This is a genomic window from Candidatus Williamhamiltonella endosymbiont of Tuberolachnus salignus, assembly GCF_964019775.1.
GTDB classification, from domain to species: Bacteria; Pseudomonadota; Gammaproteobacteria; order Enterobacterales; family Enterobacteriaceae; genus Hamiltonella; species Hamiltonella defendens.
Genome location: NZ_OZ026471.1, coordinates 1,745,982 through 1,772,457, shown reverse-complemented (window position 1 = coordinate 1,772,457; position 26,476 = coordinate 1,745,982). Strand labels below are relative to the sequence as shown.

The 26,476-nt window shown below is 37.3% G+C and carries 19 protein-coding genes and 2 pseudogenes; 16 read left to right on the top strand and 5 right to left on the bottom strand.

Annotated features, from left to right (window positions below; genetic code table 11):
• The first annotated feature begins 653 nt into the window (after nt 1-653).
• From xthA to zwf, 6 genes are all read left to right on the top strand, one after another.
• The gene (gene xthA, locus AACL23_RS08740; RefSeq protein ID WP_015873203.1) at nt 654-1,460 is read left to right on the top strand and encodes an exodeoxyribonuclease III; all 807 of its coding nucleotides are present in this window, start codon (nt 654-656) and stop codon (nt 1,458-1,460) included.
• 53 nt (nt 1,461-1,513) lie between these two features.
• A complete protein-coding gene (gene sppA / locus AACL23_RS08735) occupies nt 1,514-3,358 on the top strand; it encodes a signal peptide peptidase SppA (RefSeq protein ID WP_339051228.1) in 1,845 nt (614 codons plus the stop codon).
• A gap of 292 nt (nt 3,359-3,650) precedes the next feature.
• The gene (gene rpsU / locus AACL23_RS08730) at nt 3,651-3,866 is read left to right on the top strand and encodes a 30S ribosomal protein S21 (protein ID WP_015873205.1); all 216 of its coding nucleotides are present in this window, start codon (nt 3,651-3,653) and stop codon (nt 3,864-3,866) included.
• Between the two features lie 193 nt (nt 3,867-4,059).
• Nucleotides 4,060-5,817, top strand: a complete 1,758-nt coding sequence (gene dnaG, locus AACL23_RS08725; RefSeq protein ID WP_339051226.1) for a DNA primase — start codon at nt 4,060-4,062, stop codon at nt 5,815-5,817.
• Nucleotides 5,818-5,935: 118 nt separating this feature from the next.
• Nucleotides 5,936-7,804 carry an RNA polymerase sigma factor RpoD gene (gene rpoD / locus AACL23_RS08720; RefSeq protein ID WP_339051224.1) on the top strand — a complete coding sequence of 623 codons (1,869 nt, stop codon included), beginning with the start codon at nt 5,936-5,938 and terminating at the stop codon, nt 7,802-7,804.
• A gap of 126 nt (nt 7,805-7,930) precedes the next feature.
• Entirely contained in the window at nt 7,931-9,406 is a 1,476-nt protein-coding gene (zwf, locus tag AACL23_RS08715) for a glucose-6-phosphate dehydrogenase (protein WP_015873208.1), read from the top strand.
• 111 nt (nt 9,407-9,517) lie between these two features.
• Here the strand turns inward: zwf and AACL23_RS08710 are convergent, their stop codons facing one another.
• The 3 genes from AACL23_RS08710 to znuC form a co-directional block, all read right to left on the bottom strand.
• Nucleotides 9,518-10,093: a winged helix-turn-helix domain-containing protein gene (locus AACL23_RS08710; protein WP_100096327.1), complete on the bottom strand. Its 576-nt coding sequence runs from the start codon at nt 10,091-10,093 to the stop codon at nt 9,518-9,520.
• Nucleotides 10,094-10,607: 514 nt separating this feature from the next.
• The gene (gene znuB / locus AACL23_RS08705; RefSeq protein WP_015873211.1) at nt 10,608-11,396 is read right to left on the bottom strand and encodes a zinc ABC transporter permease subunit ZnuB; all 789 of its coding nucleotides are present in this window, start codon (nt 11,394-11,396) and stop codon (nt 10,608-10,610) included.
• Nucleotides 11,389-12,135: a zinc ABC transporter ATP-binding protein ZnuC gene (gene znuC / locus AACL23_RS08700; RefSeq protein WP_015873212.1), complete on the bottom strand. Its 747-nt coding sequence runs from the start codon at nt 12,133-12,135 to the stop codon at nt 11,389-11,391. The genes znuB and znuC overlap by 8 nt, the downstream gene beginning before the upstream one ends.
• Before the next feature lie 69 nt (nt 12,136-12,204).
• On the opposite strand from znuC, the gene znuA reads away from it, so the two are divergent.
• From znuA to pyrD, 5 genes are all read left to right on the top strand, one after another.
• Nucleotides 12,205-13,125, top strand: coding sequence for a zinc ABC transporter substrate-binding protein ZnuA (gene znuA, locus AACL23_RS08695; RefSeq protein WP_100097095.1), 921 nt, complete (start codon nt 12,205-12,207; stop codon nt 13,123-13,125).
• 19 nt (nt 13,126-13,144) lie between these two features.
• Entirely contained in the window at nt 13,145-14,458 is a 1,314-nt protein-coding gene (gene mepM / locus AACL23_RS08690) for a murein DD-endopeptidase MepM (protein WP_339051219.1), read from the top strand.
• Between the two features lie 32 nt (nt 14,459-14,490).
• Nucleotides 14,491-15,450: a lauroyl-Kdo(2)-lipid IV(A) myristoyltransferase gene (gene lpxM / locus AACL23_RS08685; RefSeq protein WP_100096325.1), complete on the top strand. Its 960-nt coding sequence runs from the start codon at nt 14,491-14,493 to the stop codon at nt 15,448-15,450.
• A gap of 164 nt (nt 15,451-15,614) precedes the next feature.
• Complete coding sequence (gene rppH, locus AACL23_RS08680) at nt 15,615-16,106, top strand: RNA pyrophosphohydrolase (RefSeq protein ID WP_095034217.1); 492 nt, start codon at nt 15,615-15,617, stop codon at nt 16,104-16,106.
• Between the two features lie 19 nt (nt 16,107-16,125).
• On the top strand, nt 16,126-17,136 hold the full coding sequence (gene pyrD / locus AACL23_RS08675; protein ID WP_339051217.1) for a quinone-dependent dihydroorotate dehydrogenase: 1,011 nt from the start codon (nt 16,126-16,128) through the stop codon (nt 17,134-17,136).
• A gap of 45 nt (nt 17,137-17,181) precedes the next feature.
• Here pyrD and AACL23_RS08670 read toward each other — a convergent pair.
• A pseudogene (locus AACL23_RS08670) lies at nt 17,182-17,415 on the bottom strand (2Fe-2S iron-sulfur cluster-binding protein); the annotation flags it as partial.
• A 191-nt stretch (nt 17,416-17,606) separates the two neighbouring features.
• Here AACL23_RS08670 and rlmKL point away from each other — a divergent pair.
• The 4 genes and pseudogenes from rlmKL to AACL23_RS08650 all read left to right on the top strand — a co-directional run.
• Nucleotides 17,607-19,754: a bifunctional 23S rRNA (guanine(2069)-N(7))-methyltransferase RlmK/23S rRNA (guanine(2445)-N(2))-methyltransferase RlmL gene (rlmKL, locus tag AACL23_RS08665; protein ID WP_339051215.1), complete on the top strand. Its 2,148-nt coding sequence runs from the start codon at nt 17,607-17,609 to the stop codon at nt 19,752-19,754.
• Nucleotides 19,745-21,670 carry an ABC transporter ATP-binding protein gene (locus AACL23_RS08660; protein ID WP_339051213.1) on the top strand — a complete coding sequence of 642 codons (1,926 nt, stop codon included), beginning with the start codon at nt 19,745-19,747 and terminating at the stop codon, nt 21,668-21,670. Before rlmKL ends, AACL23_RS08660 begins: the two co-directional genes overlap by 10 nt.
• Nucleotides 21,671-23,229: 1,559 nt before the next feature.
• Nucleotides 23,230-23,685 (top strand): transcriptional regulator SlyA, encoded by a 456-nt coding sequence (slyA, locus tag AACL23_RS08655; RefSeq protein WP_015873225.1) that lies wholly within the window; start codon nt 23,230-23,232, stop codon nt 23,683-23,685.
• Between the two features lie 163 nt (nt 23,686-23,848).
• Nucleotides 23,849-24,166, top strand: a pseudogene (locus AACL23_RS08650) (TerL protein); the annotation flags it as partial.
• 909 nt (nt 24,167-25,075) lie between these two features.
• Here the strand turns inward: AACL23_RS08650 and AACL23_RS08645 are convergent.
• Nucleotides 25,076-25,546: a glycine zipper 2TM domain-containing protein gene (locus tag AACL23_RS08645; protein ID WP_100096321.1), complete on the bottom strand. Its 471-nt coding sequence runs from the start codon at nt 25,544-25,546 to the stop codon at nt 25,076-25,078.
• A gap of 236 nt (nt 25,547-25,782) precedes the next feature.
• On the opposite strand from AACL23_RS08645, the gene pdxH reads away from it, so the two are divergent.
• On the top strand, nt 25,783-26,445 hold the full coding sequence (gene pdxH / locus AACL23_RS08640) for a pyridoxamine 5'-phosphate oxidase (RefSeq protein WP_015873229.1): 663 nt from the start codon (nt 25,783-25,785) through the stop codon (nt 26,443-26,445).
• The last annotated feature ends 31 nt before the right edge of the window (nt 26,446-26,476 follow it).

The following is a 26,476-nucleotide window of genomic DNA, read 5'->3' as shown; positions in this document are numbered from 1 at the left end:
GACAAAATCGCTGAAACATTAATTAAAAGAAATGAATATTTCTAACACTCGATCAACATATTGAAAACATGCCCCGTGTATCCTACATATCGCGCAAGCGAATCAGGATTCACTTTTACATGGGAAATGTCTACAATTTTTTAGAACCTTTTGAGGCATCTTTATTTAATTTGCAATTGAAAATAGTGGGATGAAAAACTCTTGATGCCTTTTCTAAGGTAGTCTGACTGAAGTTTTTGGATTGCATGGCAAAATTTAAACGCCGGACCTGGACAATGATACTTTTCATAAAAGGTAATTTATAGACAAGAGTATTGCTCGTCAAATTTGTTTTGTATTTTATATTGAGTATAAGGCTTATAAGAGCGATGAAACGCGGGTGCTTGCAATTGAGAAGTTTATCCCGGTAATTCGCCCTAAGAGTAACCGTAAAGAACCATGGGAATATGACCAAAAAATGAGATGGCTAAACTCTGTTTAAAATCATTATTTTAATGAAAAATGAGGTGCATTTTTCATTAAAGATCCATACATTCAGTTGAACAGGGTATATGCCGATCAAAGCCGATCAAAAATGCGGCTTCTCCGTCTTTTTTCACTCTCGATTGACTGTTAGCATACCGGCCTGTTTTTGACTCAAAGTGGATCCTAAAGTGAAATTTGTTTCTTTTAATATAAATGGGCTGAGGGCGCACCCTCATCAACTCGCTGCTATTATTGAAAAACATGATCCGCACCTCATTGGTTTGCAGGAAACAAAAGTCCATGACGATATGTTCCCTCTGGAGGAAGTTCGTCGTCATGGCTATCATGTTTTTTATCATGGACAAAAAGGTCATTATGGTGTGGCATTACTCACTAAAGATTCGCCTTTAGCGATCCGGCGAGGTTTTCCAACAGATCAAGAAGATGCGCAACGCCGTATTATTATGGCCGATTTAAAAACCCCTCAAGGCACAATCACTGTGATCAATGGATATTTTCCGCAAGGTGAAAGTCGTTTGCATCCCACGAAATTTCCTGCCAAAGCCCGTTTTTATGAAGATTTACATCGCTATTTAACACAGCATTTTTCTGTTCAATCACATGTGCTGATCATGGGAGATTTTAATATTTGCCCCACCGATGGAGATATTGGCATTGGCGAACAAAATCGAAAACGTTGGTTGAGCAGCGGTAAATGTGCTTTCTTACCAGAAGAACGTGCTTGGTTTGAACATCTTCAATCCTGGGGATTAATTGATCTCTTTCGAGTTGCTTACCCTGACTATGAACATCAATATTCGTGGTTTGATTATCGTTCAAAAGGTTTTGATGAAAATAGAGGGCTTCGCATTGATTTATTACTGGCAAGCGTCCCTTTAGCGCGCTTGGCTATTAACAGTGGCATTGATTATGAGATCCGTGGAATGGAAAAACCGTCTGATCATGCTCCTGTTTGGTCTGAATTTAAGTTGTGATGAAAGCAAATTACGGTTTTGTAACTAACTGATTGTATTTTTGAGGAAAATAAATGCGTACTGTATGGCAATTCATGGGCGGTTTTATTCGCTGGATATGGCGGTCAATTAATTTTATGCGAGTATTGGTTCTAAATTTATGCTTTTTGTTATTGATTATAATTGGAGTGATGACCTATCTCCATTTTCAAAATAAACCCCTTGAGCCGGTAAAAGGGGCACTATTGGTTGATTTAACGGGTGTTGTACAAGATAAACCCGCTACCAATACTCTTTTTCGCCAGTGGAGCAAAAAATTATTAGAACGGGACAAAAATAAGCTTCAAGAAAATTCTCTGTTTGATATCGTAAACATGTTGCGTCAAGCCAAAGTCGATAATAATATCAACGGCTTAGTATTATCATTAAGTCATTTAATCGCGATCGATCAACCGTCTTTACAATATATTGGGAAGGCGCTTCTCGAATTTCGAGAGACAGGAAAGCCCATCTATGCGATAGGTGATAGCTATACTCAGGAACAATATTATCTTGCCAGCTTCGCCAATAAAATTTATTTAAGCCCCCAAGGAACAGTAGATATACACGGGTTTGCAACTCATCAGCTTTACTATAAATCTCTTATAGATAAGCTAAAGATCAACAGTCATATTTTTCGTGTAGGGACTTATAAATCTGCGGTTGAACCCTTTACGCGAGATGATATGTCGCCTGATGCCCGAGAGGCAGATCAACGTTGGATTCATCAGTTATGGCGAAATTATCTTGAAGTTGTGGCGAAAAATCGTCATTTAACGGCGGAACAATTTTTCCCTGCAATCCCAGAGTTATTGAGTCGATTAGAAGCCAACGGTGGAAATACCGCTCAGTATGCTTTGAATAACAAATGGGTCGATCAATTAGCTTCTCGTTCAGAAGTCGAAAAAGAATTGGTTCGTGTTTTTGGATGGGATCAAAAAAATGAAGATTTTAATTTTATTAGCATTTATGAGTATAATCTTAAACTTAAAATAGACCCCACAAAAAATGACCATCAGATAGCCGTTATTTTTGTGAATGGCATGATTACAGACGGTCTTAAAACACCAAATAACGTAGGCGGAGAGGATGCTGCCTACGAAATTCGTCAAGCACGTTTAAACCCCAAAATTAAAGCGGTGATTTTACGTGTGAACAGCCCCGGTGGCAGTGTTTCAGCTTCAGAATTGATTCGCTCTGAATTAGCCACATTGCACGAAGCTAAAAAACCGCTGGTGGTTTCGATGGGCGGATTGGGCGCTTCTGGGGGATATTGGATCTCTACCCCTGCGGATTATATTATTGCCAGCCCAAGCACTCTGACTGGCTCTATTGGCATTTTTGGTGTGATCAATACCTTTGAAAATTCGTTAAAAAGCATTGGGGTTTCAACTGATGGCGTTAGTACCTCGCCCTTATCTGATATTTCTATCACCAAAAATTTATCGCCTGAATTTTCTAAAATCATGCAAATGAATGTTGAGAATGGCTATAAAACTTTTGTTAAATTGGTCGCAGCAGCTCGACATCAAGATCCTAAGCAGATTGACTCTATTGCTCAAGGTCGTGTTTGGACGGGTTTGGATGCTAAAAATAATGGTTTGATAGACCAGCTCGGTGATTTTGATGACGCTGTTGAAAAAGCGGCAGAATTAGCAAATCTAAAAAATTATCAACTCTATCAGTTTGGTGATCAACTTAACTTCAGAGATATGTTATTTGATCAGATAAATACGGCTCTGCCTTTTGCTTTTAAAATGCAGTCGCCGCTGTCTGATATCGTGAGCATATTCAATCGACATTCTCCTGATTTTGTTCAGTCTTTAAAAGATCCATTAAATCGTTATGCCATCTGTCTAAATTGTAGCGAGGTTAATTAGATCTTTAAAATAGATTGCCGATGGTTCAAATAAATGCTCAAGTTGTTTTTTGACCATCTGTGATGCCGGCACAGTTTCCTTTAAGACTTTTTTAATCAGAGATAATAGAGCGCACCACAGTCACCGAAAAGCGCAATCACCAGTAGGCAGGAACTTAGGAAATAAAAGTAAGAACAAGGCGCTGCTTTACAAGAAAGCGGTCTTTGCAGTAGAATTCGGCACTATTTTTAAGAATGCTGGCACAGGAGCCGGTGTAAAGTCAGTTTAATGTTGATTTTGGGGTAAAAGGCATATGCCTATAATTAAAGTACGTGAAAATGAACCTTTTGATGTCGCTCTTCGCCGATTTAAACGTTCTTGCGAAAAAGCAGGTATTTTAGCTGAGGTTCGTCGTCGTGAGTCTTATGAAAAACCTACCACTGAACGTAAACGTGCTCGTGCTTCTGCTATAAAACGTCATGCTAAGAAATTAGCCAGAGAAAACGCCCGCCGTACTCGACTTTATTAAGATTAAAGTTTTATTCGTCATCACGTTCCGTTTTTCTGATCAATAATATTGAGATTTGATGCAGAGTTAGGTGTTCGCTTTCATGAACCTGGATATCGATCGAATCAAGACAAAATGATATTGACTTTAGGCTGTGCATTTTAAATCAAAAATGCGCAGCTTTTTCGCGTTTTTTACAGGCGACTAAACGCTTATGGTTAGACGAATTCCTCGTAAATTTATCAATGACTTGTTAACACGCACTGATATAGCTGCTCTGATAGACGCGCGGTTACCTCTGAAAAAAAAAGGGAAAAATTTTTATGCCTGCTGCCCTTTTCATCATGAAAAAACGCCTTCATTTAGTGTGAACGATGAAAAGCAGTTTTATCATTGTTTTGGCTGTGGAGCACACGGTAATGTGATCGATTTTTTAATGAAATTTGAACGCCTCGAATTTGTTGAAAGTATTGAAGAATTAGCCTCAATTCATGGTTTAGAAGTGCCGAGTGAAAAAACGGATGCCTTAAAAGAACAGGTGCAACAACGCCGTCATCAAAGGTACAATTTGTATCAGTGGATGGAAAAGCTCAATGCGTTTTATCAAAAGTCTCTGAAAGATCCGGCCGCTTATAAAGCGCGACATTATTTAGCCCAACGTGGATTGAATGACTCTACCATTGAGCTTTTTTCTATAGGATTCGCTTTACCGGGCTGGAGTAATTTGCTGGATCATTTTGGCCATGAAAATACGTCTGAGCTAAAAGACGCGGGGATGCTGGTGACCAGTGATAACGGGCGAATTTACGATCGATTTCGTGAACGAATTACGTTCCCTATTCGTGACAAAAGAGGGAACGTGATCGCTTTTGGGGGCCGTGTTATAAACCAAGAGATGCCAAAGTATCTGAATTCACCTGAAACAGATATTTTTCATAAAGGTCGCCAACTCTATGGATTATATGAGGCAAAACTCAGCCAATCTGATCTTAAGCTATTATTAGTGGTAGAAGGTTATATGGATGTGCTGACTTTAGCACAGTTTGGTATTCGTTATGCCGTCGCTTCTTTGGGCACTGCCACCACTGAAGAACATATTCAGTTAATGTTTCGAACCACCGATCAAATTGTTTGTTGTTATGATGGAGATAAAGCAGGTCGAAAAGCGGCATGGCGTGTTCTCGAAACCGCATTACCTTATCTGAATGACGGTCGCCAATTGCGTTTTATCTTCTTACCTGAAGGCGAAGATCCAGATACCTTACTTCGCTCAGAAGGGAAAGTGGCGTTTGAACAGCGAATTGAACAGGCTCAGTCTTTTTCAGCGTTTTTATTTGATACCGTGATGCTCGGTATTGAACTTAATCGCCCGGAAGGACGCGCAAAATTGAGTTCATTAGCTTTACCTTTAATTAATCAAGTACCAGGAGAAACACTACGGCTTTATTTAAGGCAAGAATTAGGTAAAAAATTAGGCATCTTGGAAGATCATCTGTTAGATAGATTACTGCCCAAAAAGGGAGTGAGCAAGATGCCTTCTTCGAAACAATTAAAGCCCACTACGATGCGTGTATTGATTGCATTACTGATACAAAATCCACGCTTAGCGAAAATGGTGCCTTCTTTGGACGATATTCAACAGGCACGCATCGCGGGATTAACGCTTTTTATTGAGCTATTAGAGCATTGTCTTGCATGTCCTGGTTTGAATACAGCACACTTGCTAGAGCTTTACCGCGGCAAAGAATGCCAAAAACAGCTAGAACAACTCTCTGCTTGGGGAGACATGGAGTTTAAAGAAGAGAAAATGATACAAATCATTTTTACAGATGCTTTAAATCATCTCTTTGATTCGATTTTGCAACAAAGATTAGAAATACTTATTGCCCGAGCGAGGGCGCCTTTAGGTTTAAACACATCGGAACGACAAGAAGTTCGTTTGATTACAGAAACCCTCAGTAAAAAAAAATGAGGCATCAAAAAGCTTCATTGGCAATAAACAAGGAGAACCCACTCTATCATGGCCGCTTTTTTTTGGGCAGCGGCGATAAATATCAGCCCAAAAAACGATTGTTGGCTATTTTTTGCCGATGAATACCAACCCAGATACCAGTGTGGACAGCCTTATGGAACAAAACCCACAGTCACAACTCAAATTACTTATTGCCCGCGGTAAAGAGCAGGGTTACTTGACCTATGCTGAAGTCAATGATCATCTGCCAGAAGATATTGTTGATTCTAATCAAATTGAAGACATCATTCAAATGATTAACGACATGGGCATACAGGTCGTAGAACAAGCCCCAGATGCAGATGATTTAATGCTGGCGGAAAATACAGGAGAAACTCATGATGATGCTGTTGAAGCAGCCACACAGGTGCTTTCGAGTGTTGAATCCGAAATTGGGCGTACCACTGATCCTGTGCGCATGTACATGCGTGAAATGGGCACCGTTGAATTACTGACACGAGAAGGTGAAATTGACATTGCTAAACGCATCGAAGAAGGCATTCATCAAGTGCAATGTTCGGTGGCTGAATATCCCGAAGCCATCACTTATTTGTTAGAGCAATATGATCGTGTTGAGCTGGGCGCACTCCGATTATCGGATTTAATCAATGGTTTTGTTGATCCTAACATTCAGGAAAACGTACTTCCTGGTGCCATTCATGTTGGCTCTGAGCTTTCAGATTCAGAAATTGATGACGAAGAGGACTCTGACACAAGCGAAGTTGAGGACGATAACAGCATTGATCCTGAGTTAGCACAGCAAAAATTTTCTGAATTACGGGCACAATATGAAAGCACTCGCACAGCGATAAAGCAAAAGGGCCGGCATCATCTGACCACTGCCACTGAAATTTTAAAGCTGGCGGAAATTTTTAAACAGTTCAGTTTAGTACCAAAACAATTTGATTATTTGGTGAGCAGTATGCGATCCATGATGGATCGAGTGCGAGTTCAAGAGCGATTGATTCTTAAGCTTTGTGTTGAACAATGCAAAATGCCCAAGAAAAATTTCATAGAATTATTTTTGAATAACGAAACCAACAATAGCTGGCTCAAAACGGCATTAGCGATGAAAAAACCTTGGGTAGAAAAACTCAATGATGTATTGGAAGACGTTCAAAGTAACGTGCAAAAATTACGACAAATAGAAGAAGAAACCGGTTTATCTATTGAGCAGGTCAAGGATATTAATCGTCGTATGGCGATAGGTGAGGCCAAGGCGCGTCGGGCGAAAAAAGAAATGGTTGAGGCCAATTTACGTTTGGTCATTTCTATTGCTAAAAAATACACGAATCGGGGCCTACAATTTTTAGATTTGATCCAGGAAGGCAATATTGGTTTGATGAAAGCCGTCGATAAATTTGAATACCGTCGCGGTTACAAATTCTCAACTTATGCCACTTGGTGGATACGTCAGGCCATCACGCGTTCGATTGCAGATCAGGCTCGTACCATCCGTATTCCAGTGCATATGATTGAGACCATCAACAAACTCAATCGTGTTTCTCGTCAAATGCTGCAAGAAATGGGCAGAGAGCCCGCACCGGAAGAATTAGCAGAACGCATGTTGATGCCTGAAGAAAAAATCCGAAAAGTTTTAAAAATAGCCAAAGAGCCTATTTCTATGGAAACCCCGATTGGTGACGATGATGATTCACATTTGGGAGACTTTATTGAAGATACAACACTAGAGCTGCCTTTGGATTCAGCGACGTCAGAAAGCTTGCGTTTGGCCACCAACGATGTACTCGCAGGTTTGACGGCTCGTGAAGCAAAAGTATTACGAATGCGTTTTGGTATCGACATGAACACCGACCATACTTTAGAAGAAGTGGGTAAACAGTTTGATGTCACACGTGAGCGTATTCGTCAAATTGAAGCAAAAGCATTGCGTAAATTACGCCACCCAAGTCGTTCAGATGTATTAAAAAGTTTCTTGGACGATTGATCATCACCTCGCTTTGGTTCTGACAAAACCAAGCGCTACGGTGACGGTCACCTCAAACATGATATCTTTGTTTTTATTTTTTTATTTTTTTATTCAGTCGTCATAGTGTCTCTAAAGGAAACAAATATGGCTGTCAATAAAGCCGCTCAAGCCTGTGATCTTGTGATTTTTGGTGCGAAAGGTGATTTAGCGCGTCGAAAACTTCTTCCTTCTCTTTATCAACTCGAAAAAGCAAATTACCTTCATCCAGACACTCGTATCATAGGTGTGGGGCGCGCTGATTGGGACAAAAATACTTACTCAGAATTTGTCAAAGAATCCTTGCACACCTTTTTAATAAAGGATTTGGAAAACCCCCTTTGGCAAAAATTTCAATCCCGTCTTGATTTTTGCACTTTAGATGTGAGAGAAAACGACCATTTTGTGCGTTTAAAAATGATGTTGGACCAAAAAAACCGGATCACTCTCAATTATCTCGCAATGCCTCCTGACACTTTTGGATCCATTTGTAAAGGATTGGCACAAGCGAAGCTCAATAATAAGCCCACTAGAGTTGTGATGGAAAAACCCTTAGGCACCAATTTGAGTTCATCTAGAGCGATTAATGATCAAGTGGCGACATATTTTGATGAATCACAGGTCTATCGTATTGATCATTATTTAGGGAAAGAGCCCGTGCTAAATTTGTTGGCACTGCGTTTTTCGAATTCTTTTTTTTCTGCAAATTGGGATAACCGGACTGTTGATCAGGTGCAAATTACCGTCGCGGAAAAAGTCGGGATTGAAGGGCGATGGGGTTATTTTGATAATGTAGGACAAATGAGAGACATGGTGCAAAGCCACTTGTTGCAAGTGTTAGCCATGATTGCTATGGCACCGCCCGTCGATCTCACAACCGACCGTATTCGTGACGAAAAAGTGAAAGTTCTGAGATCATTACGCCCTATTAATGCATCGAATGTAAAAAAAAATACGGTACGGGGGCAATATACTTCAGGTTTTATTCATGGCAAAAACGTACCAGGGTATTTAGAAGAAACGGGTGCAAACAAAAACAGCAATACTGAAACTTTTGTTTCTATTCGTGTAGATATCGATAATTGGCGTTGGGCGGGTGTTCCTTTTTATTTGCGCACAGGGAAACGCTTGAAAGAAAAATGTTCTGAAGTGGTGATTTACTTTAAACCTCCCCCTGTGAATTTATTTCATCATTCTTATCAGTCGCTCCCACAAAATAAATTGATTATTCGTTTGCAGCCTGATGAAGGGATAGAAATTCAGGTACTCAATAAAGTACCAGGCTTAAATCATAAGCATCGATTACAAATGACCAAGCTCGATTTGAGTTTTTTTGAAACTTTTAATCAACAAATTCCAGATGCATATGAGCGTCTTTTATTGGAAGCCATGCGAGGGATCCAGTCTCTCTTTGTTCGTAGAGATGAAGTTGAGGAGGCCTGGAAATGGGTTGATTCTATCGTACAGGCTTGGGAAACAGAATATCTCACACCAAAATTTTACGCCGCGGGCACTTGGGGCCCAGAGGCATCTATAGAAATGATAAAAAAAGAGGGATATATATGGCATGAGTTTAATAAATAATTTGAGTAACCTTTTTTGTTTTTACTATTTTAAATGATAGTTAAATTTTAAAGTAAAAAATGTTTATTTTTATAAATATTTTTGATTTAAATCAAATGTTGTTTTTTATCTTTATTTTAAAAGAATAATTAAAATTAACATCAATAAAAAAGATAACCAACAAATTCCAAAAATGGCTAATATAGAAATTAATTTCTGCCATTTTGAATTGAAAAAATAATTTTGTTTTCCTTGCGTGAAATTTTTTTTCATCAAATATTGTTGAGTTATTTCATAATGATTTTTTTTTTCTTTTTGAGTATTGTTTTTTATTTCAATATGATTTTTTTCTTCTATTTTTTCACAATGATCAGACCAAAGGATTCGAGTGACGTTACCAGTGTATTGTACTCCTTTTCTAGGAATGGTGCGAATAAGAGACTCTTTTAATCCTACCTGTAGAAATGCTTTTCTCAACATATACAGTTGACCGTAATAACTGCTCTCACTGACTGCTCCTCTTTGTTCTTTCCAGACCTGATTAATAATTTCTTCTTTTTCTGTAACACCATTAAGAAGCAATAATAAAAATCTTAAATTATTTTCAGTTAATATCGCCACTGAACCATCCGCACCATATAAACAGCGTTCTGAAGGAGGAAAAAGAACGCTCCCTTCTAACTTAAATGCGATCTCACTTGTCTCCATATGAATGAATACCTATTTTCTGTTATATGGATTTTTTATATTATAGGTAATAAATATTTTCATATTTAAACACCTTTTCGCATCCATTAAAATTATTTAAAAAATAAAAATGGCGGCTCTCTTATTTTATTAACTAAATTTTAGAATCTGATTAATTATTAATTAATTTTTATTTAAAAATTCTAATAAAGATTATCTCATGTATTAATTATTTATAACAAGCCAATTTTAATATAAATATTAGAATATAAATTATTAATTATTATTAAAGCTCATTTTTTATTTCATTTTCTTTTTTTTCTTAAATTAAGATTTTTTTATATTTTTATTATTTATATTTTTATTAAAATTAATTACATAAAATTAATATATTTTTTATTTTAAGGGTGAGATATGTATTATTGAAGATAAAAAATTAATAAAAAATAGTTAAATTTTGTAAAAAATTTGTTTTTTATTAAAAATTTTATTTTTATCGCTCAATAAATGCTTTTTTAAATAAAATAAAAAACCATCAAAGATTTTGGGATTTTTTTAATAAACTCAGTAAAAACATTACTGTGGCACAGAGCACAACAGAAGGGCCAGCAGGGGTGTCATAAAAAGCAGATAAAGCCAACCCGCCGGTCACAGCTAAAACACCTACTATAATACCTGTGCCTGCCATTTGTTCAGGTGTGTGAGCAAAACGACGAGCGGTCGCAGAAGGGATAATTAACAACGAGCTGATGATCAAGACACCCACAAATTTCATGGAAAGGGCAATGGTCAGACTCACAAGGAACATCAAAAGCATTTGATTTTTTTTTAAATTAATGCCTTCTACATAAGCTAACTCGGCACTGATTGTGATTGAAAGCAGTTGACGCCACTTCCAAAGTAATAACAATAATACGAGCATGACTCCAGATGCAATTAAAAGAATATCAGCGATTGTCACGGATAATAAATCTCCAAATAAGTACGCCATGAGATCTATTCTGACATTGGACATTAAACTGACAATGACCAAACCAAGAGATAAAGCACTGTGTGCTAAAATACCCAACAAAGTATCCACAGGGAGTTGATATTGCCCCTCTAACCACACAAGCAAGCACGCCAATAATAAGGTAATAAAAATCACTGCATAAAACAGATTAACATTAAGTAACAACCCGAAAGCGACACCCAATAAAGAAGCATGAGCGAGAGTATCGCCAAAATAAGACATGCGTCGCCAAATGATAAAAGAGCCTAACGGCCCTGCGGCAGTGGCCAGTAATATGCCAGCCAGCCAGCCAGGAAAAAGTAATTCAATCATGAGTTGAGTGCCAGTGTGGCGATTTTTTTTCTTCTTTTGCATCATGATGATGACGATAGAGGGCCAGACGCTCAACCCCCGAATTGCCAAACATCGCGATAAATTCCGGATGCACAGAAATCATTTTGGGGACACCAAAACAGCAGATATGTTGGTTAAGGCAGAGGACTTCGTTTGTTTGCGCCATCACTAAATGCAAATCGTGAGAGACCATCAGAACCGCACAATTGAGTTCATTTCTTAACTTTTCTATTAAGTCATATAGGGCCAACTGACCATTAGAATCGACCCCTTGAGTGGGCTCATCCAATACCAAAATTGCGGGTTTATTAAGAAGCGCTCTAGCCAGCAATATCCTTTGATTTTCTCCTCCCGATAATTTTTGCATAGGTTCATTCAATAAGTGCAAAGATTTAACGCGTTCCAACGCAGATAAAACATGCTCTAATTTTATTTTTGGTTTTAAGCTCATAAAACGTTTTACTGTTAAAGGCAAATTCGGATCTAAATGTAATTTTTGAGGAACATAGCCTATTTGCAGATGAGATTGACGGATCACGCTTCCTTCGGTTGGAGAAATCAAACCTAATATAATACGTACAAGAGTAGATTTACCTGCGCCGTTAGGGCCGATTAAAGTGAGTATCTTTCCTGAATAGAGAGAAAAAGAAATGTCTGATAAAACTTTTTTTGCGCCAAAAAAAACTGATACTTTATTTAAAGTGATTAATGAAGACATATGATTTGATTTTGAGAATACATATAATGTTATAATATTACACTAAATTTACCAGAGCGAATATTCATGATGTTATTCCATTTCAATTTTTTAAAAAGAAAAATAAATTTGCATCAAGCTATTTGTGCGGTGGTTTTAATCGCAACCTGTTGTTTTAAAATGGTATCGGCTGCAGTTGTGACTTCGATACGCCCCCTTGGTTTTATTGCTGAAGCGATTTCAGACGGCGTTATGCCTGTAAAAGTTTTATTACCGATAGGTGCCTCTCCGCATGATTATGCGTTGCGGCCATCGGATATTCAGGCCATTAATAACGCCAGTTTAATTGTTTGGGTTGATCCAACAATGGAAGCCTTTTTAGCTAAAGCGTTAAAATCCATACCCGTCAATAAAAAAATAACCATTTCTGAACTACCTGAAGTACAGCGTTTATTGATATCCAGTCAAGATTCGGGCCAACATGAGCATCGTGCAAATTTTTATAATATGCACCTTTGGCTATCACCTGAAATAGGGACATTAATCGCAATCAATATTCACCATCAGCTACTAAAATTACATCCTAATGATAAAAAAAGATTAGATGAAAATCTAAAAAATTTTAAAAATCAAAAAAATAAAACTATTCAAAAAATTGCGAATATGCTCTATCCTGTTAGAAAAAAAGGATATTTTGTTTTTCATGATGCTTATGGTTATTTTGAAAAACAGTTTAATCTCTCTCCCTTGGGCTACTTCACGCTCAATCCTTCAATCCAGCCGGGTGCAGAACGTTTACATCAAATTAAATCTCAGCTCACTGCTAAAAAAGCAGTCTGTATTTTTGCTGAGCCTCAATTTAAGCCCGCCGTTATTAATGCTTTGGCTCAGGGCACAGCCGTTCGCTCAGGAGTTTTAGATCCATTAGGAAGCAAAATTCCAATGAATAAAGACAGCTATATGAAATTTCTGCTTGAGTTATCAATGCAATATTATGCTTGCTTAAAATAAAACGAATAGGGATCTTCCATTGCAAAAATTAACTCAGAACATCGCTTTGGTTTATCACAATTTAGGGCGCCTCCAGCGTTTGATGCTCATTTCATTCGCTTTCCTTATTTTATTTTTTATTTTGTTACAAACTCTCATGCATTCTCCTCAAAAAAAAATGGAATCGCGGGTTTCTCATATCCCTTCTACTTCGTCTTTACCTCAAGATACGGACTTTATTGATCAATCAGATCAATCCAAATTTGATGAGACACCTGAAGATGAATTAAATGATCAAGAAATTCATGCCAACAACGTTCAGGAGCATGTCATTGCATCAGGGGACACCCTCGAAACTGTTTTAGCACAATATGGTATTGATATTTCAGATATTGCGTTGCTGTCGGCCAATAATCCCGCATTACGTCATTTAAAAACAGGTCAGGAGATCTCCTGGAAAATTAACGGAGATGGCAATTTAGAGCAATTAACCTGGAGAGTTTCCAGGAGTGAAACTCGTATTTATGATCGCCTAGACCATCATTTCAAAGAAACTCAAATACTTCAGAAAGGCGAATGGCATTCTAGCCTCTTGAACGGGCATCTAGATGGTAATTTCATCAACAGTGCAAAAAAAGCAGGATTAAATGCTTCTGAAATACACGCTGTTGTAAAGGCATTACAGTGGAAGCTCGATTTTAATAAATTACAGAAAAACGATCCATTTTTTACGTTATTCTCGCGCGAATACTTAAATGGCGAAAATAATCAAAGCCGATTACTGGGCGTTCGAATTTTTTCAGGAGGCAAAAACTATTACGCGATACGAGATGAAGATGGTTTATTTTACGATGAAAAAGGGGAAAGCCTGGCACAGGGTTTTATGCGTTTCCCTACGTTAAAACAGTTCAAGGTTTCTTCTGGTTTTAATCCAAAGCGTCTTAATCCAGTGACAAACCGGATTTTGCCTCATAAAGGTGTGGATTTTTCAATGCCAATAGGAACGCCCATTTTAGCCACAGGGGATGGAGAAATTTTGGTTGCCAAACACACTGGTGCCGCGGGAAACCTTGTAACTATCCGGCATGGCCGCCAATACAGCACACGTTATATGCATTTAAATAAATTACTGGTTAAACCAGGACAAAAAGTAAAACGTGGTGATCGAATTGCGTTATCTGGTAGCACAGGTCGCTCTACAGGTCCTCATCTTCACTACGAATTCTGGATTAATCAACAACCGGTTAACCCGATCACGGTTAAATTACCTGCTACAAAAAATTTAACGGGCTCAGCGCTTCGTCATTATTTACAAATGAGTCAAAACACCATTGCGCAGTTAAACTCTATTTAAGTTGTGCTTAAAACAATCGAGCCGTAAATTTTATGCACAAAAAAAATAATCATGCTGGTTTTATTCCGCGTTTTGACAAAGCTTTTTTACATCCGCGTTATTGGGGGATCTGGTTCGGTGTTGGTTTGTTGGTACTTTTAAGCTATTTACCTATTAAATGGCGTGATGGCCTCATGGCTTTCATTGGTTTTCTGGTAGGAAAATGTGCTAAAGGAGCGCGTCGGCGGGCTCGTATCAACCTCATTTATTGCATGTCGAATCTCACTGAGGTTCAGCGTGAAAAAATCATTGATGAGATGTTTTGCAATTCAACACAGCCGATTATGCTTATATTGGATCTTTGTCTTCGAGGTCCTCAATTCTTGGCCTCACGAGTACATTGGCATGATCGCTTTATTTTAGATGAGATTGAAAAAAAGAAGACGAACATCATTCTTCTTCTTCCCCACGCTTGGTCAATAGATATTCCCGGTATGTTATTGACCAGCGAGGGCAAACCGATCACCGCTATGTTTCACCAACAACGTAATCCCCTATTTGATTATTTATGGAATTCTGCACGAATGCGTTTTGGGGCATATATGCATGCTCGTAAAGATACAATTAAACCGTTTATTCATGCGATACAAAAAGGATTTTGGGGGCACTATGCGCCAGATGAAGATTATGGCCCTGAAAAAAGTATTTTTGTTGATTTTTTTGATACTTACAAGGCCACTTTACCGACCTTAGGACGTTTAATGAAAATATGCAACGCCGTCGTTATTCCCATATTTCCGGTCTATAATTATCGTACTCACAGGATGGATATTTTTATTCGCCCCCCTATGAATCAGTTGCTGGCAGCAGAGGATGCCGAGGTGGCACGTCATATCAATAAAGAGCTCGAAATTTTTTTAATTCGTTACCCATCACAATATATTTGGAGCCTAAAGTTGCTCAAAACACGCCGGAAAGGTGAAATAGAGCCTTATCTACGAGAAGATATTTGATTTTTTAAAAATCCGCACTCTAAAGCCTTTCGAAATGATCAAACTGATATCTTTGCTTACATGGAGAGAGGATGGTCGGCAAATTTTTTTTCAATAGTTTACCCTTTCTATCGAGTATGAGAAAATCGAGGGATTTTTGAATAATGAACTTATTGAGGTAATAAGTGATTGATAATGATGGCTACCGCTTAAATGTCGGTATCGTAATTTGTAACAAAAAAGGGCAAGTTTTATGGGCTAAGCGTTATGGGCAGCATTCCTGGCAATTTCCTCAAGGAGGAATTCATTTGACTGAATCGCCTGAGGAGGCAATGTATCGTGAGTTATTTGAAGAACTGGGGCTAAATAAAAAAGATGTTCGAATATTGACTTCCACTCATTACTGGTTGCGTTACAAATTACCCAAACATTTAGTACGATGGAATACAGACCCAGTCTGTATTGGCCAAAAACAACGATGGTTTTTATTAGAGTTAACCTGTGACGATAGCAATATCAATGTAGAATGCACAAAAGCCCCAGAATTTGATGGCTGGTGCTGGGTAAGCTTTTGGTATCCAGTACGCCAGGTGGTGTCTTTTAAGCGGGATGTTTATCGTCAGGTGATGAAAGAGTTTTTTTCTTTCGTTTCTTTGATTCAAAAGCATTTGATATGACATACCGGTGGAGAAAATAATGTTCTACTCATGTTTAAAAAAAATACTGTTTCAACTAGATCCTGAACACAGTCATGAATTTACTTTTCGTCATCTTAAACGTATTACAGGCACACCATTACAATTTTTAATCAGTCAGTCTGTTCCGACGAAATCGGTTGATTGTATGGGCCTCTCCTTTAAAAATCCTCTGGGATTAGCGGCTGGATTAGATAAAAATGGCGATTGTATCGATGTATTAGGGGCAATGGGATTTGGTTTTATTGAAGTTGGGACTGTGACCCCTCTGCCTCAACAAGGGAATCAAAAGCCTCGATTATTTCGAGTCACAGAAGCAGAAGCGTTGATCAACCGTATGGGTTTTAACAACTCAGGGGTGGATTATTTAATTAATAATATTAAACGTTCCCGATTTGGGGGTGTATTGGGGATTAATATCGGGAAAAATAAAGAAACCCCTTTAGAAGTCAGCAAAGAAGATTATCTCATCTGTATGGATAAAGTTTACCCTTATGCGGGTTATATCGCAGTGAATATTTCATCACCTAACACTGAAAAATTGCGTCAATTACAATATGGCGATCTTTTAGAAGATATGTTGACTTCAGTCAAAAAAAAACAGACTCAATTACACGAGCAACATGATCGATATGTGCCTGTAGCAGTCAAAATATCACCGGATTTAAGTGAAGAAGAACTCATTAAACTTGCAGATGCATTTCTCAAACATGAGATTGATGGCGTCATTGCGACCAATACGACTTTAGATCATTCTTTAATTCAAGGTTTGAATCACTGCCAGCAATCAGGAGGGCTAAGCGGACGGCCTTTACAGCCAAGCAGCAACGAGACCATTCGACTTTTATCAAAAGAATTAAAAGGTCGCATTCCTATCATCGGTGTCGGGGGGATTGACTCATTGATGGCCGCGCGTGAAAAAATTGCTGCTGGGGCATCTTTATTACAGCTTTATTCGGGGCTGATTTTTCAGGGGCCTGCTTTAATTAAAAAGATCATTCATCATATTTGATGTGAATGAACGAGAGATTTTTTTCTGGACGTTTTTTATTTTGCTTTAATCCGAAAGCGTTAAATTTCCTTTAGGGATGCAACAACAAGAAAGAATATTGCCGTCTTTATCCATGGCATCTTGAGTTAATGTTTTCACTTCTCCTATTATTATTTTTATTTGACAAAAACGACAGATCCCAGCGCGACAAGAATAAGGGATCTCTATGCCTTGCTCTTCTAACTGTTCCAATAGCACATGCTGCTTATTGCCCAAAAAACAACGGCCATTAAATTCGATACAGACTTGATTTGTGGTGTCCGTTATCGAAGGTATTGAGCTCAGCTCTGATTTTTTTTCGTGAGGGGAGGACATCTCATTTTCTCCAAAACATTGATGATTAATTTTTCGCTACTCGATGATAAAAAGGTATCATCTTGAAAGATATATCCATATTCCATTTTTCCTATCCATAAAAACGCACTTTATATATGACTGATTTTTTTGCCAGTACCGCGTACGGTTTAGAAGAACTCCTTAAAAATGAATTGATCGAATTAGGTGCAACGGATTGTCAAATTGTTCAGGGAGGCCTTTATTTTCAAGGCGATGATCGGCTTTTGTATCAAAGCTTATTGTGGAGCCGTCTTGCTTCCCGAATTTTATTGCCGCTTGCCACATTTTCAATTCAGCGTGATCAAGATCTCTATCTGGGTGCTCGAGAGATTGATTGGCTCAACTTATTTTCTATCGATAACACTTTTTCGGTGCATTTTAAAGGTATGAATGACGCCATCCGAAATACGCAATATGGCGCACTAAAGGTGAAAGACGCTGTTGTAGATCACTTTATGAAAGAACACAATGATCGTCCTTCTGTTTCAACATCACGTCCAGATATCCGCATTCATGTTTTCCTGCAAGGAGATAAAGCACATATTTCACTAGATTTCAGTGGAGCACAGGGTTTGCATCAACGGGGATATCGGGCTCAAGGCGGTCAAGCGCCATTAAAAGAAAACTTGGCCGCGGCAATTATAATGAGGTCTGGCTGGCAAAAAGGCACACCTTTGGTGGATCCGATGTGCGGCTCGGGCACATTACTGATTGAAGCCGCCATGATGGCCGCCGATCAAGCACCTGGGTTAAAGCGTTCGCATTGGGGCTTTCAAGCCTGGAAGGGATTTGATCCTGTTTTATGGGGCGATTTGCTTAAAAAAGCTCAGCTTCGGGCGGCTGATGGTTTGAAAAATACAGCACCTTATTTTTTTGGCGCAGATCAAGATCCCCAAGCGATCAGGATCGCAAAAAACAATGTTCATGAAGCAGGCTTAGAAGATCTCATCAAATTATCCGTTCAAGAGGTGAGCCAGCTGGTGGTGAATTTCCCGCTGATCAATCTGTGGGATAAAAAATCGGCAGGAACACTGGTTTGTAACCCTCCTTATGGAGAACGGCTTTCGAGTGAGCCTGAATTAATGGTGCTTTACACCACCTTAGGGCGCGTGATGAAAACCGTGTTCGGAGGTTGGAAAGCCTCCATTTTCAGTGGCTCATCTGATTTACTGAGCTTTTTGTCATTACGCGCTGATCGGCAATTTAAAGCGAAAAATGGCGCGCTTGATTGTTATCAAAAAAATTATTCTTTAAGAGATGATCCCCTGACAATCCCTGCTGAAGATTTTGCGAATCGGCTGCGTAAAAATAGCCGTCAACGGGGCAAATGGGCACAAAAAGAAGGCATTGACTGTTATCGTTTATATGATGCGGATTTGCCGGATTATAACGTGGCTTTAGATCGCTATGGTGATAAGGTTATCCTTCAAGAATATAAAGCGCCTAAAACGATTGATGAAAAAAAAGCGCGAAGACGCTTGCAAGATATGATTCAAGCCAGCTTGGCCGTGCTGAAATTAGCGCCCAATCAGCTGATCCTCAAAATTCGTCAGCCTCAATCCGGCAAACAACAATATGTGAAATTAGCTCAAAAAGAAGAGCTCGTTTTAGTCAAAGAATACCATGCACGTTTATGGGTTAACTTAACGGATTATCTGGACACTGGGCTGTTTTTAGATCATCGTCTTACTCGCCAAATGCTCGCGAAACTCAGCCAAGGAAAAGATTTTTTAAATCTATTCGCTTACACCGGCAGTGCCACTGTTCATGCGGGATTGGGCGGCGCGCGAAGCACCACCAGTGTCGATATGTCCCGTACTTATTTGGAATGGGCAAAAAAAAATCTCAACACCAATGGATTGACGGGATCACGGCATCGTTTTATCCAGGAGGATTGTTTCACTTGGCTCCAGCATCAAAAAGATGAGCAATTTGATTTCATTTTTCTTGATCCCCCGACTTTTTCAAATTCAAAGCGGATGAAAAGCACTTTTGAAGTTCAACGAGATTATTTATTACTGATAAAAACGATCAAAACGCTACTGCGTCCTCAAGGAAAACTGATTTTTTCTTGTAATAAACGAGGTTTTCATCTTGATTTATCTCAAATCGCCTTTTTAGGGTTTGAAGCAAAAGATCTCAGAAGACAAACAGAATCGATGGATTTTGCTCATCATCGGCCAATGCATCATTGCTGGCTATTAACAAAAAAAAATAAGGAACCAAAACAACCATGTCATTAATCAGCTTATCGGGGGCTTACCTTTCATTCAGCGACGCCCCCTTATTGGATCACACCCAATTACATGTTGAACCCAATGAACGGGTCTGTTTGGTGGGACGTAACGGCACAGGAAAATCCACGCTGTTAAAAATTTTAAACAAAGAAATGTCACTTGATGATGGTCAAATGGTTTATCAACAAGATCTGGTGGTGGCACGCTTACAGCAGGATCCTCCTCGAGAGGTGGCGGGCACTGTATTTGATTTTATTTCTGAAGGTGTGAAAGAACAGGCCGCTCATTTAAAAACCTACCAAGATATTTTAAATAAAATAGAAACGGATCCCAGCGAAAAAAATTTGGAACAATTGGCGACATTGCAAAATATCCTAGATCATCAAGATTTATGGCAATTAGAGGCACGCATTCATGACGTGCTCAAACAGTTAGGGTTATCTGCTGAGCAAAAGTTATCTTCTTTATCGGGCGGTTGGCTACGTAAAGCGGCTTTAGGAAGAGCCCTCGTCAGCGCTCCTGAAGTGTTATTACTGGATGAACCTACCAATCACCTGGATATTCAAAGCATTCAATGGTTAGAAGAATTTTTAAAAAATTTTGAAGGCAGCCTGGTTTTTATTTCCCATGATCGTTCGTTTATCAGCACCATCGCGACCCGTATTGTGGATCTGGATCGCGGGAAATTGACTTCTTGGCCAGGAAATTACGCCTTGTATTTGGAGAAAAAAGAAGACGCCTTACGGGTTGAAGAACTTCAAAATGCGGAATTTGATCGCAAATTGGCTCAAGAAGAGATCTGGATCCGCCAGGGGATTAAAGCCCGCCGAACCCGCAATGAAGGTCGGGTAAGAGCTTTAAAATCATTAAGACAACAACGTTCTGAACGCAGAGAAGTCATGGGTAAGGCAAAAATACAATGGGAAGAGCAAAAGCGTTCAGGAAAAATGGTTTTTGAATTAGAAAATGTTTCTTATATATTATCAGACAAAATCCTGGTTGATGATTTTTCTGTTCAGGTGTTGAGAGGAGATAAAATTGCACTTGTGGGTCCGAATGGGTGCGGTAAAACCACGTTATTAAAGTTGATGCTTGGCGAATTGAAAGCAGAAAGTGGAAAAATATATCGCGGTACGCATCTTGATGTGGCCTATTTTGATCAGCATCGGGCAGAATTAGATCCACAAAAAACGGTGCTGGACAACTTGGCAGAAGGGAAACAAGAAGTGATGATTAACGGGCGCTCGCGTCACGTTTTGGGTTATTTACAAGATTTTTTATTCCATCCTAAACGAGCGATGACACCGGTCAAAGTGCTCTCAGGGGGAGAGCGTCATCGTTTATTACTTGCCAAACTGTTTTTAAAACCCAGCAATCTGCTTATTTTAGACGAGCCCACCAATGATTTAGATATTGAAACATTGGAACTGTTAGAAGAAATGATAGAAGCCTATCAAGGCACTGTATTATTGGTCAGTCATGATCGACAATTCGTGGATAATGCGGTGACAGAATGTTGGATTTTTGAAGGCGATGGGCAAATCAATCGTTTTATTGGGGGATATTCTGATGCTCATCAACAACGAGCGGCTTCCAAATCCATGCATCAAAAAATAGAGGCGCCTCCATCGCCATTGCCCATACAAAAACAGAGGGGTACACCTGGAAGCTCGAAAACACATCAAACTTCAGTACATAAACTGAGTTATCAGCAAAAAAAAGAACTGGAACAATTACCTATGGAATTAGAAGCATTAGAAGAAAAAATCGCTCTTTTGCAATCTGAGGTCAGCACCCCTGATTTTTTTTCAAAACCTCAGAACGAAACACAACAGAAACTGAACACATTAAGGGATTCTGAACGAGCTCTGGAAGAGGCCTTTGCCCGATGGGCATATTTAGAGGCGTTTGAAAAAAAATAAAAAAATCCAATAAAAGCCAGATGAGATAAAATACCCGACATTTCGGGTCACGGGACCACAATTAATTTAACTCAACTGTTTATATATGTAAAATTATAAGGGAAAAACTTTTAAACATTCAAAAATTTAAAACCAATAAAGACAGATTTCATTTTCTTTAATCATAAAATCTATTTTTTTATGTTCTCTAAGTTAGATTTATGACGAAATTCAACACTTTTCTGCAAAATTTCTTCTGCTGTCATATTCTTTATCTTCTTATTATTATTTTTTGCTGCTTTTAATAATTTCTTCGTAAAAATGGCTTTTTTTAAAGTTTTTTTAATTTAATTTTAGTATTTTTTATTTCTTTACTTGATAACTACTTCTTTAAAGAATTAAATTTTTCTGTTAATTTTCTACATTTTTTATTAAGTTTAGCTGTACTATTATTTCTTATTAAAGTGAATTTCATATAATCAACGATTTTAGCAATTATCTTTACTATTTTTTTGTACGACTTATTAAAGTTATACTGCTTGGTAATATTTTTATACATATCCTGTTTTTTATTTATTTTAAATAACTTCATTTTAATTTTTTAAATAAAAACAATTTAATTTAAATTTAAATTAATTGTGAACAAAGAGTATACACTTTATAAAAATAAAAAAATTTTAAACAACAGAAAAATAAAATTTTCAAGGCTAATAAAATATTTATCTAAATGTAAAGGAGTGAGAAAATGCATCAAACAGAGAAAATCGTCATTAATATACTGTCAGTCATCACTCGGATCGTGCTCAGCATTTAAGTGGGTGGACGCTGGAAAGTGTGGTCATTGTCAGCCAGCATGGCATAAAAGCGCCCACTAAATTGACACCTTTAATTCACAGTGTGACTCCTGGCCTGTTTGGGAGATTCCTTTATCATATTTAATCATATGAGTTTCGATTGTTTTTATAAAATCACCCTTTTTGATAGGATAATGTCTGTTTTTATTTTTTATCATCCTTAAAAAACCCAGCTTAACATGCATATTTTAAGACTAACATATCATCATAAAAGCGTTGAAAGATGTACTGGCACTGATCGTATCATGATATAAAAAGCCATTCAAAAGCATTTTAAATGCGCTTTCTGACTGACTTTTTATTCCATTAAAATGAGTCGTACCATCAGATAGCTTCATAAATTATCGTTCAAGACAGTTGGTTTTCCAATCTTCATTTAATTCAACAGCCATAATTTTCATGTATATATCTACTCTATAAAAATTCTAAAATTAAAAACTAAAAACATCTTTGTTTTTATTTTTCCTGACTTAATTTTTTATAATATGTATTATAATTGTTGATTTTTTTAAAAAAAATACATTATTATTACTTGAATACGTGCTTTAAATAGAAATTGATTGTTTATGTTAAATTTATTTAAATGAAATTTAATTATTTTTATAGTATATTTAATATATTAAATGTAAAAATTACATTTTTAGTGGATAAATTTATATTTTTATCATTCAGAATGAATTTGATTTTAGGAATCAGAACAGAATGATAATGATTAAGGAGGAGAGATTGGAATCGACACTAGGATCTGATTTAGCTCGATTAGTGCGCTTATGGCGGGCTTTAATCGATGAAAAACTAAAACCACTGGATTTAACCCAATCACACTGGGTGACATTGTATAATGTTAACCGTTTACCGCTTGAACAATCTCAAACTCAAATACAGTTAGCGAAAGCAATTGGTATAGAACAGCCTTCATTGGTGCGGACTCTTGATCAATTGGAAGACAAAGCTTTAATTACCAGGCATTGTTGCTCGAACGATCGACGAGCCAAGCGTATAAAGCTGACAAGTGAAGCCAGTGACACTATTAAAAAAGTAGAAAATGTTATTCATGAAACAAGCAAAGATATTTTGCAAGGAATTTCTGAAGTAGAAATTAAACTATTATCAAATTTGATAGAAAAAATTGAAAAAAACATTAAAGATTTACAAGATATAAAAAATACTACTGTTACATAATAAATAACAGTTTATTTATTCACAAAAAGAATAATATTAAATTAAAAATACTATTTTAATATCAAAATGTAGTATATGAATTAATTTCCTGTTTTCTGTTTTTTATATATACAGTTATGTGCAATATATTTTTTTACCGCGCCTTTTTTCCGGATAAATTCCCATGCCATTACCGTTCCCTTTTGACTTTAAAAAACTGGATTATGTTCAGGTGTTTGAATGGCGCGCTGAGCGGCCACAACGTCTTCGTGAGTAACCGGAAAGTATCAAACTTCTATAAGCAAAATACCGATTTCTACCGGCGCAATTTATTATTGACTGGGGCATGACCACAGACCCGCGTAATATTGATTAGGGATTACCGGTGACTGTACCTTTTTTGCTGTTTCCTGAACAGGAAGCGTAGGTTGACTGGATAATGACATGCTGGCAAAGGCGTGAAAATGGCATTACCGAAAAGAGCCGCGAAATGGGCTTAAGCTGAACACCAATTGTGTTGGCCTGTTCTTAGTGGGTAAGGCTCAACGCCTATACCAGTTCAGAAGGTGATAACGGTATTTAAGGATACTCTATATACTTATATGAAAAGAATGAAATCACAGCTATTAATAATGCAGATATTGAATAAATTAAAATAGCAGTATAATTATTAATATCTACCACACCAAATAACAAATATACAAGGTAACTAATACCAAACATTAATATAATATGACATAAATATATACTGTATGACGTTTCACCACAGTATATAAACAATTTATTTGATAAAGAAACGGGTTTTGACAAAACTAAACTCAAAAATAAAATAGATATAGAAATAAAAACAGGATTTCCATAATAATCACCACTTATAAAAAATGAACTTATTAATGAAGCAATGCCTAACAAAAAAAACAATTATTCTGATCCAATCATTTTTTATTTCATATTTATTAAATAAAACTGTAGACAGGCATCCGGTAAAAAAATACTTTCCATAATGAGCGCCACAGACAGAAAAAATATAAATATAAACAATAAAAGAAATAATATTGTAGAATTAAATTTAATAATCTTTGTTAACACACAGAATAAAGGTAACGCCATAATATTAGCAGCGTTGGAGGAAGTTATTAACTCTTAACTGTTAGTTGCGTGTAAGTGGCTTTGTGAGACATAGCAGTTTTGTTCTTGGTATTTTGCCAAAGATATCAAAGGGGTATCAAAAATAATTTTGTACATATATGTGTATATAAAAATAATTTAAAATGTCTTTATGTTAATTAACTTATTCATTAATAATATGATGATATTTAAAGTTATTTTTCGATTAAAAAATAAGCTCAGGGTTCGTTTAAAACCCTGCTTAATTTTTTTATTCAATAATGCATTAATATCATTATTAATATTAATAATGAGGGCTTACAGTGACACTGTTACCAATGCTGGCTATCATCACACGCTGATTGACAAAAAACTGAGTAGAGCCCTGTTCTTGTACTACTGAAATAATATCATTATTTTCTTTACGTATTTCTAATTGAACCCCTTTAGATTTATTTAAAAAATTCTGAACACTGTGACCTGCTACACCACCAGCAACCGCGCCTACTCCTGTTGCTAACGTTCTGCCTGTACCTCCTCCAACGGTATTACCTAATAATCCGCCCAATACAGAACCACCAATAGCGCCCAACGGGATTCGATCACCATCTTTTTGAATGGTGATCGGACGTATTGAAATGATAACGCCATAGCTGACATTTTGTACTTTTTTGGCCTCTGAAGCACTAAAAACATCTCCTGATAAAGAGCTAGGACCAACACAACCTGTTAAAGTTGTCGCCAAAATAAAAACGGTAAATAAAGGTTTTAACATAACTATTTCCTATTGAAAAAGCATTTTAACTGACCACAATAGTATACTCAAATAAGACTTAACCATTAAAAATGACTTTTTGACTATAAAAATCATTACTCAATCAGAGATATTTTATCATTATCAAAATGAAGCCGCCAAGCACGTTTTTTTTAAAATTGAAAACTTATTGAGAATTGTGTGAGCAAAAGTAATCAGCTCATCATTTTTTCATTTTAAGTGATTAAAGGATCATTATGAGTGAAAACAATAAAATAAATAACGTACCTGTTCATGATCTTCGACGAGAATATAAAAACACAGTACTCCGACGTAGCGGTCTCAGTTCTTGTCCATTGGATCTATTTAAAGATTGGTTAAAAGACGCATGTGACGCTGGTCTTTCGGATCCTGCAGCGATGTGTGTTGCAACTGTAGATTCTAGCGGCCAGCCTTTTCAACGCATAGTATTGCTAAAATATTATGATAAAGAAGGACTGGTATTTTTTACTCATTTTAATAGCCGAAAAGCACAACATTTAAAAAAAAATCGTAATACTAGCTTGCTTTTTCCTTGGTACATGCTAGACAGACAGGTAATTTTTCTAGGTCAAGCAGAACCTATATCGACTCAAGAATCTCGCGAGTATTTTCAAAGTCGTCCAAAAGAAAGTCAGATTGCTGCTTGGGCGTCCCCCCAATCAGAGATCATTGCAACACGTGAAGTGTTGGAAAATCGTTTTTTGGAATTCAAACAAAAATTTCAGGAAGGTGAAGTTCCTTTACCTCATTTTTGGGGTGGATTTCGAGTTCGTTTTCATTCGGTAGAGTTTTGGCAAGGAGGTCTCCATCGCTTGCATGACCGTTTTATCTATCAAAAAAAAGAAAATGAATGGACAATTGACCGTTTGAGCCCATAACAGGCTGTGTTTCAAATCTTTTGTCCGAAGT

Bases quoted from the DNA above. Each gene is read 5' to 3' on its own strand.
- sppA (WP_339051228.1), top strand. From the start codon at position 1,514: ATGCGTACTGTATGGCAATTCATGGGCGGTTTTATTCGCTGGATATGG.
- rpsU (WP_015873205.1), top strand. From the start codon at position 3,651: ATGCCTATAATTAAAGTACGTGAAAATGAACCTTTTGATGTCGCTCTT.
- dnaG (WP_339051226.1), top strand. From the start codon at position 4,060: ATGGTTAGACGAATTCCTCGTAAATTTATCAATGACTTGTTAACACGC.
- rpoD (WP_339051224.1), top strand. From the start codon at position 5,936: ATGAATACCAACCCAGATACCAGTGTGGACAGCCTTATGGAACAAAAC.
- zwf (WP_015873208.1), top strand. From the start codon at position 7,931: ATGGCTGTCAATAAAGCCGCTCAAGCCTGTGATCTTGTGATTTTTGGT.
- AACL23_RS08710 (WP_100096327.1), bottom strand. From the start codon at position 10,093: ATGGAGACAAGTGAGATCGCATTTAAGTTAGAAGGGAGCGTTCTTTTT.
- znuB (WP_015873211.1), bottom strand. From the start codon at position 11,396: ATGATTGAATTACTTTTTCCTGGCTGGCTGGCTGGCATATTACTGGCC.
- znuC (WP_015873212.1), bottom strand. From the start codon at position 12,135: ATGTCTTCATTAATCACTTTAAATAAAGTATCAGTTTTTTTTGGCGCA.
- znuA (WP_100097095.1), top strand. From the start codon at position 12,205: ATGTTATTCCATTTCAATTTTTTAAAAAGAAAAATAAATTTGCATCAA.
- lpxM (WP_100096325.1), top strand. From the start codon at position 14,491: ATGCACAAAAAAAATAATCATGCTGGTTTTATTCCGCGTTTTGACAAA.
- pyrD (WP_339051217.1), top strand. From the start codon at position 16,126: ATGTTCTACTCATGTTTAAAAAAAATACTGTTTCAACTAGATCCTGAA.
- rlmKL (WP_339051215.1), top strand. From the start codon at position 17,607: ATGACTGATTTTTTTGCCAGTACCGCGTACGGTTTAGAAGAACTCCTT.
- AACL23_RS08660 (WP_339051213.1), top strand. From the start codon at position 19,745: ATGTCATTAATCAGCTTATCGGGGGCTTACCTTTCATTCAGCGACGCC.
- AACL23_RS08645 (WP_100096321.1), bottom strand. From the start codon at position 25,546: ATGTTAAAACCTTTATTTACCGTTTTTATTTTGGCGACAACTTTAACA.
- pdxH (WP_015873229.1), top strand. From the start codon at position 25,783: ATGAGTGAAAACAATAAAATAAATAACGTACCTGTTCATGATCTTCGA.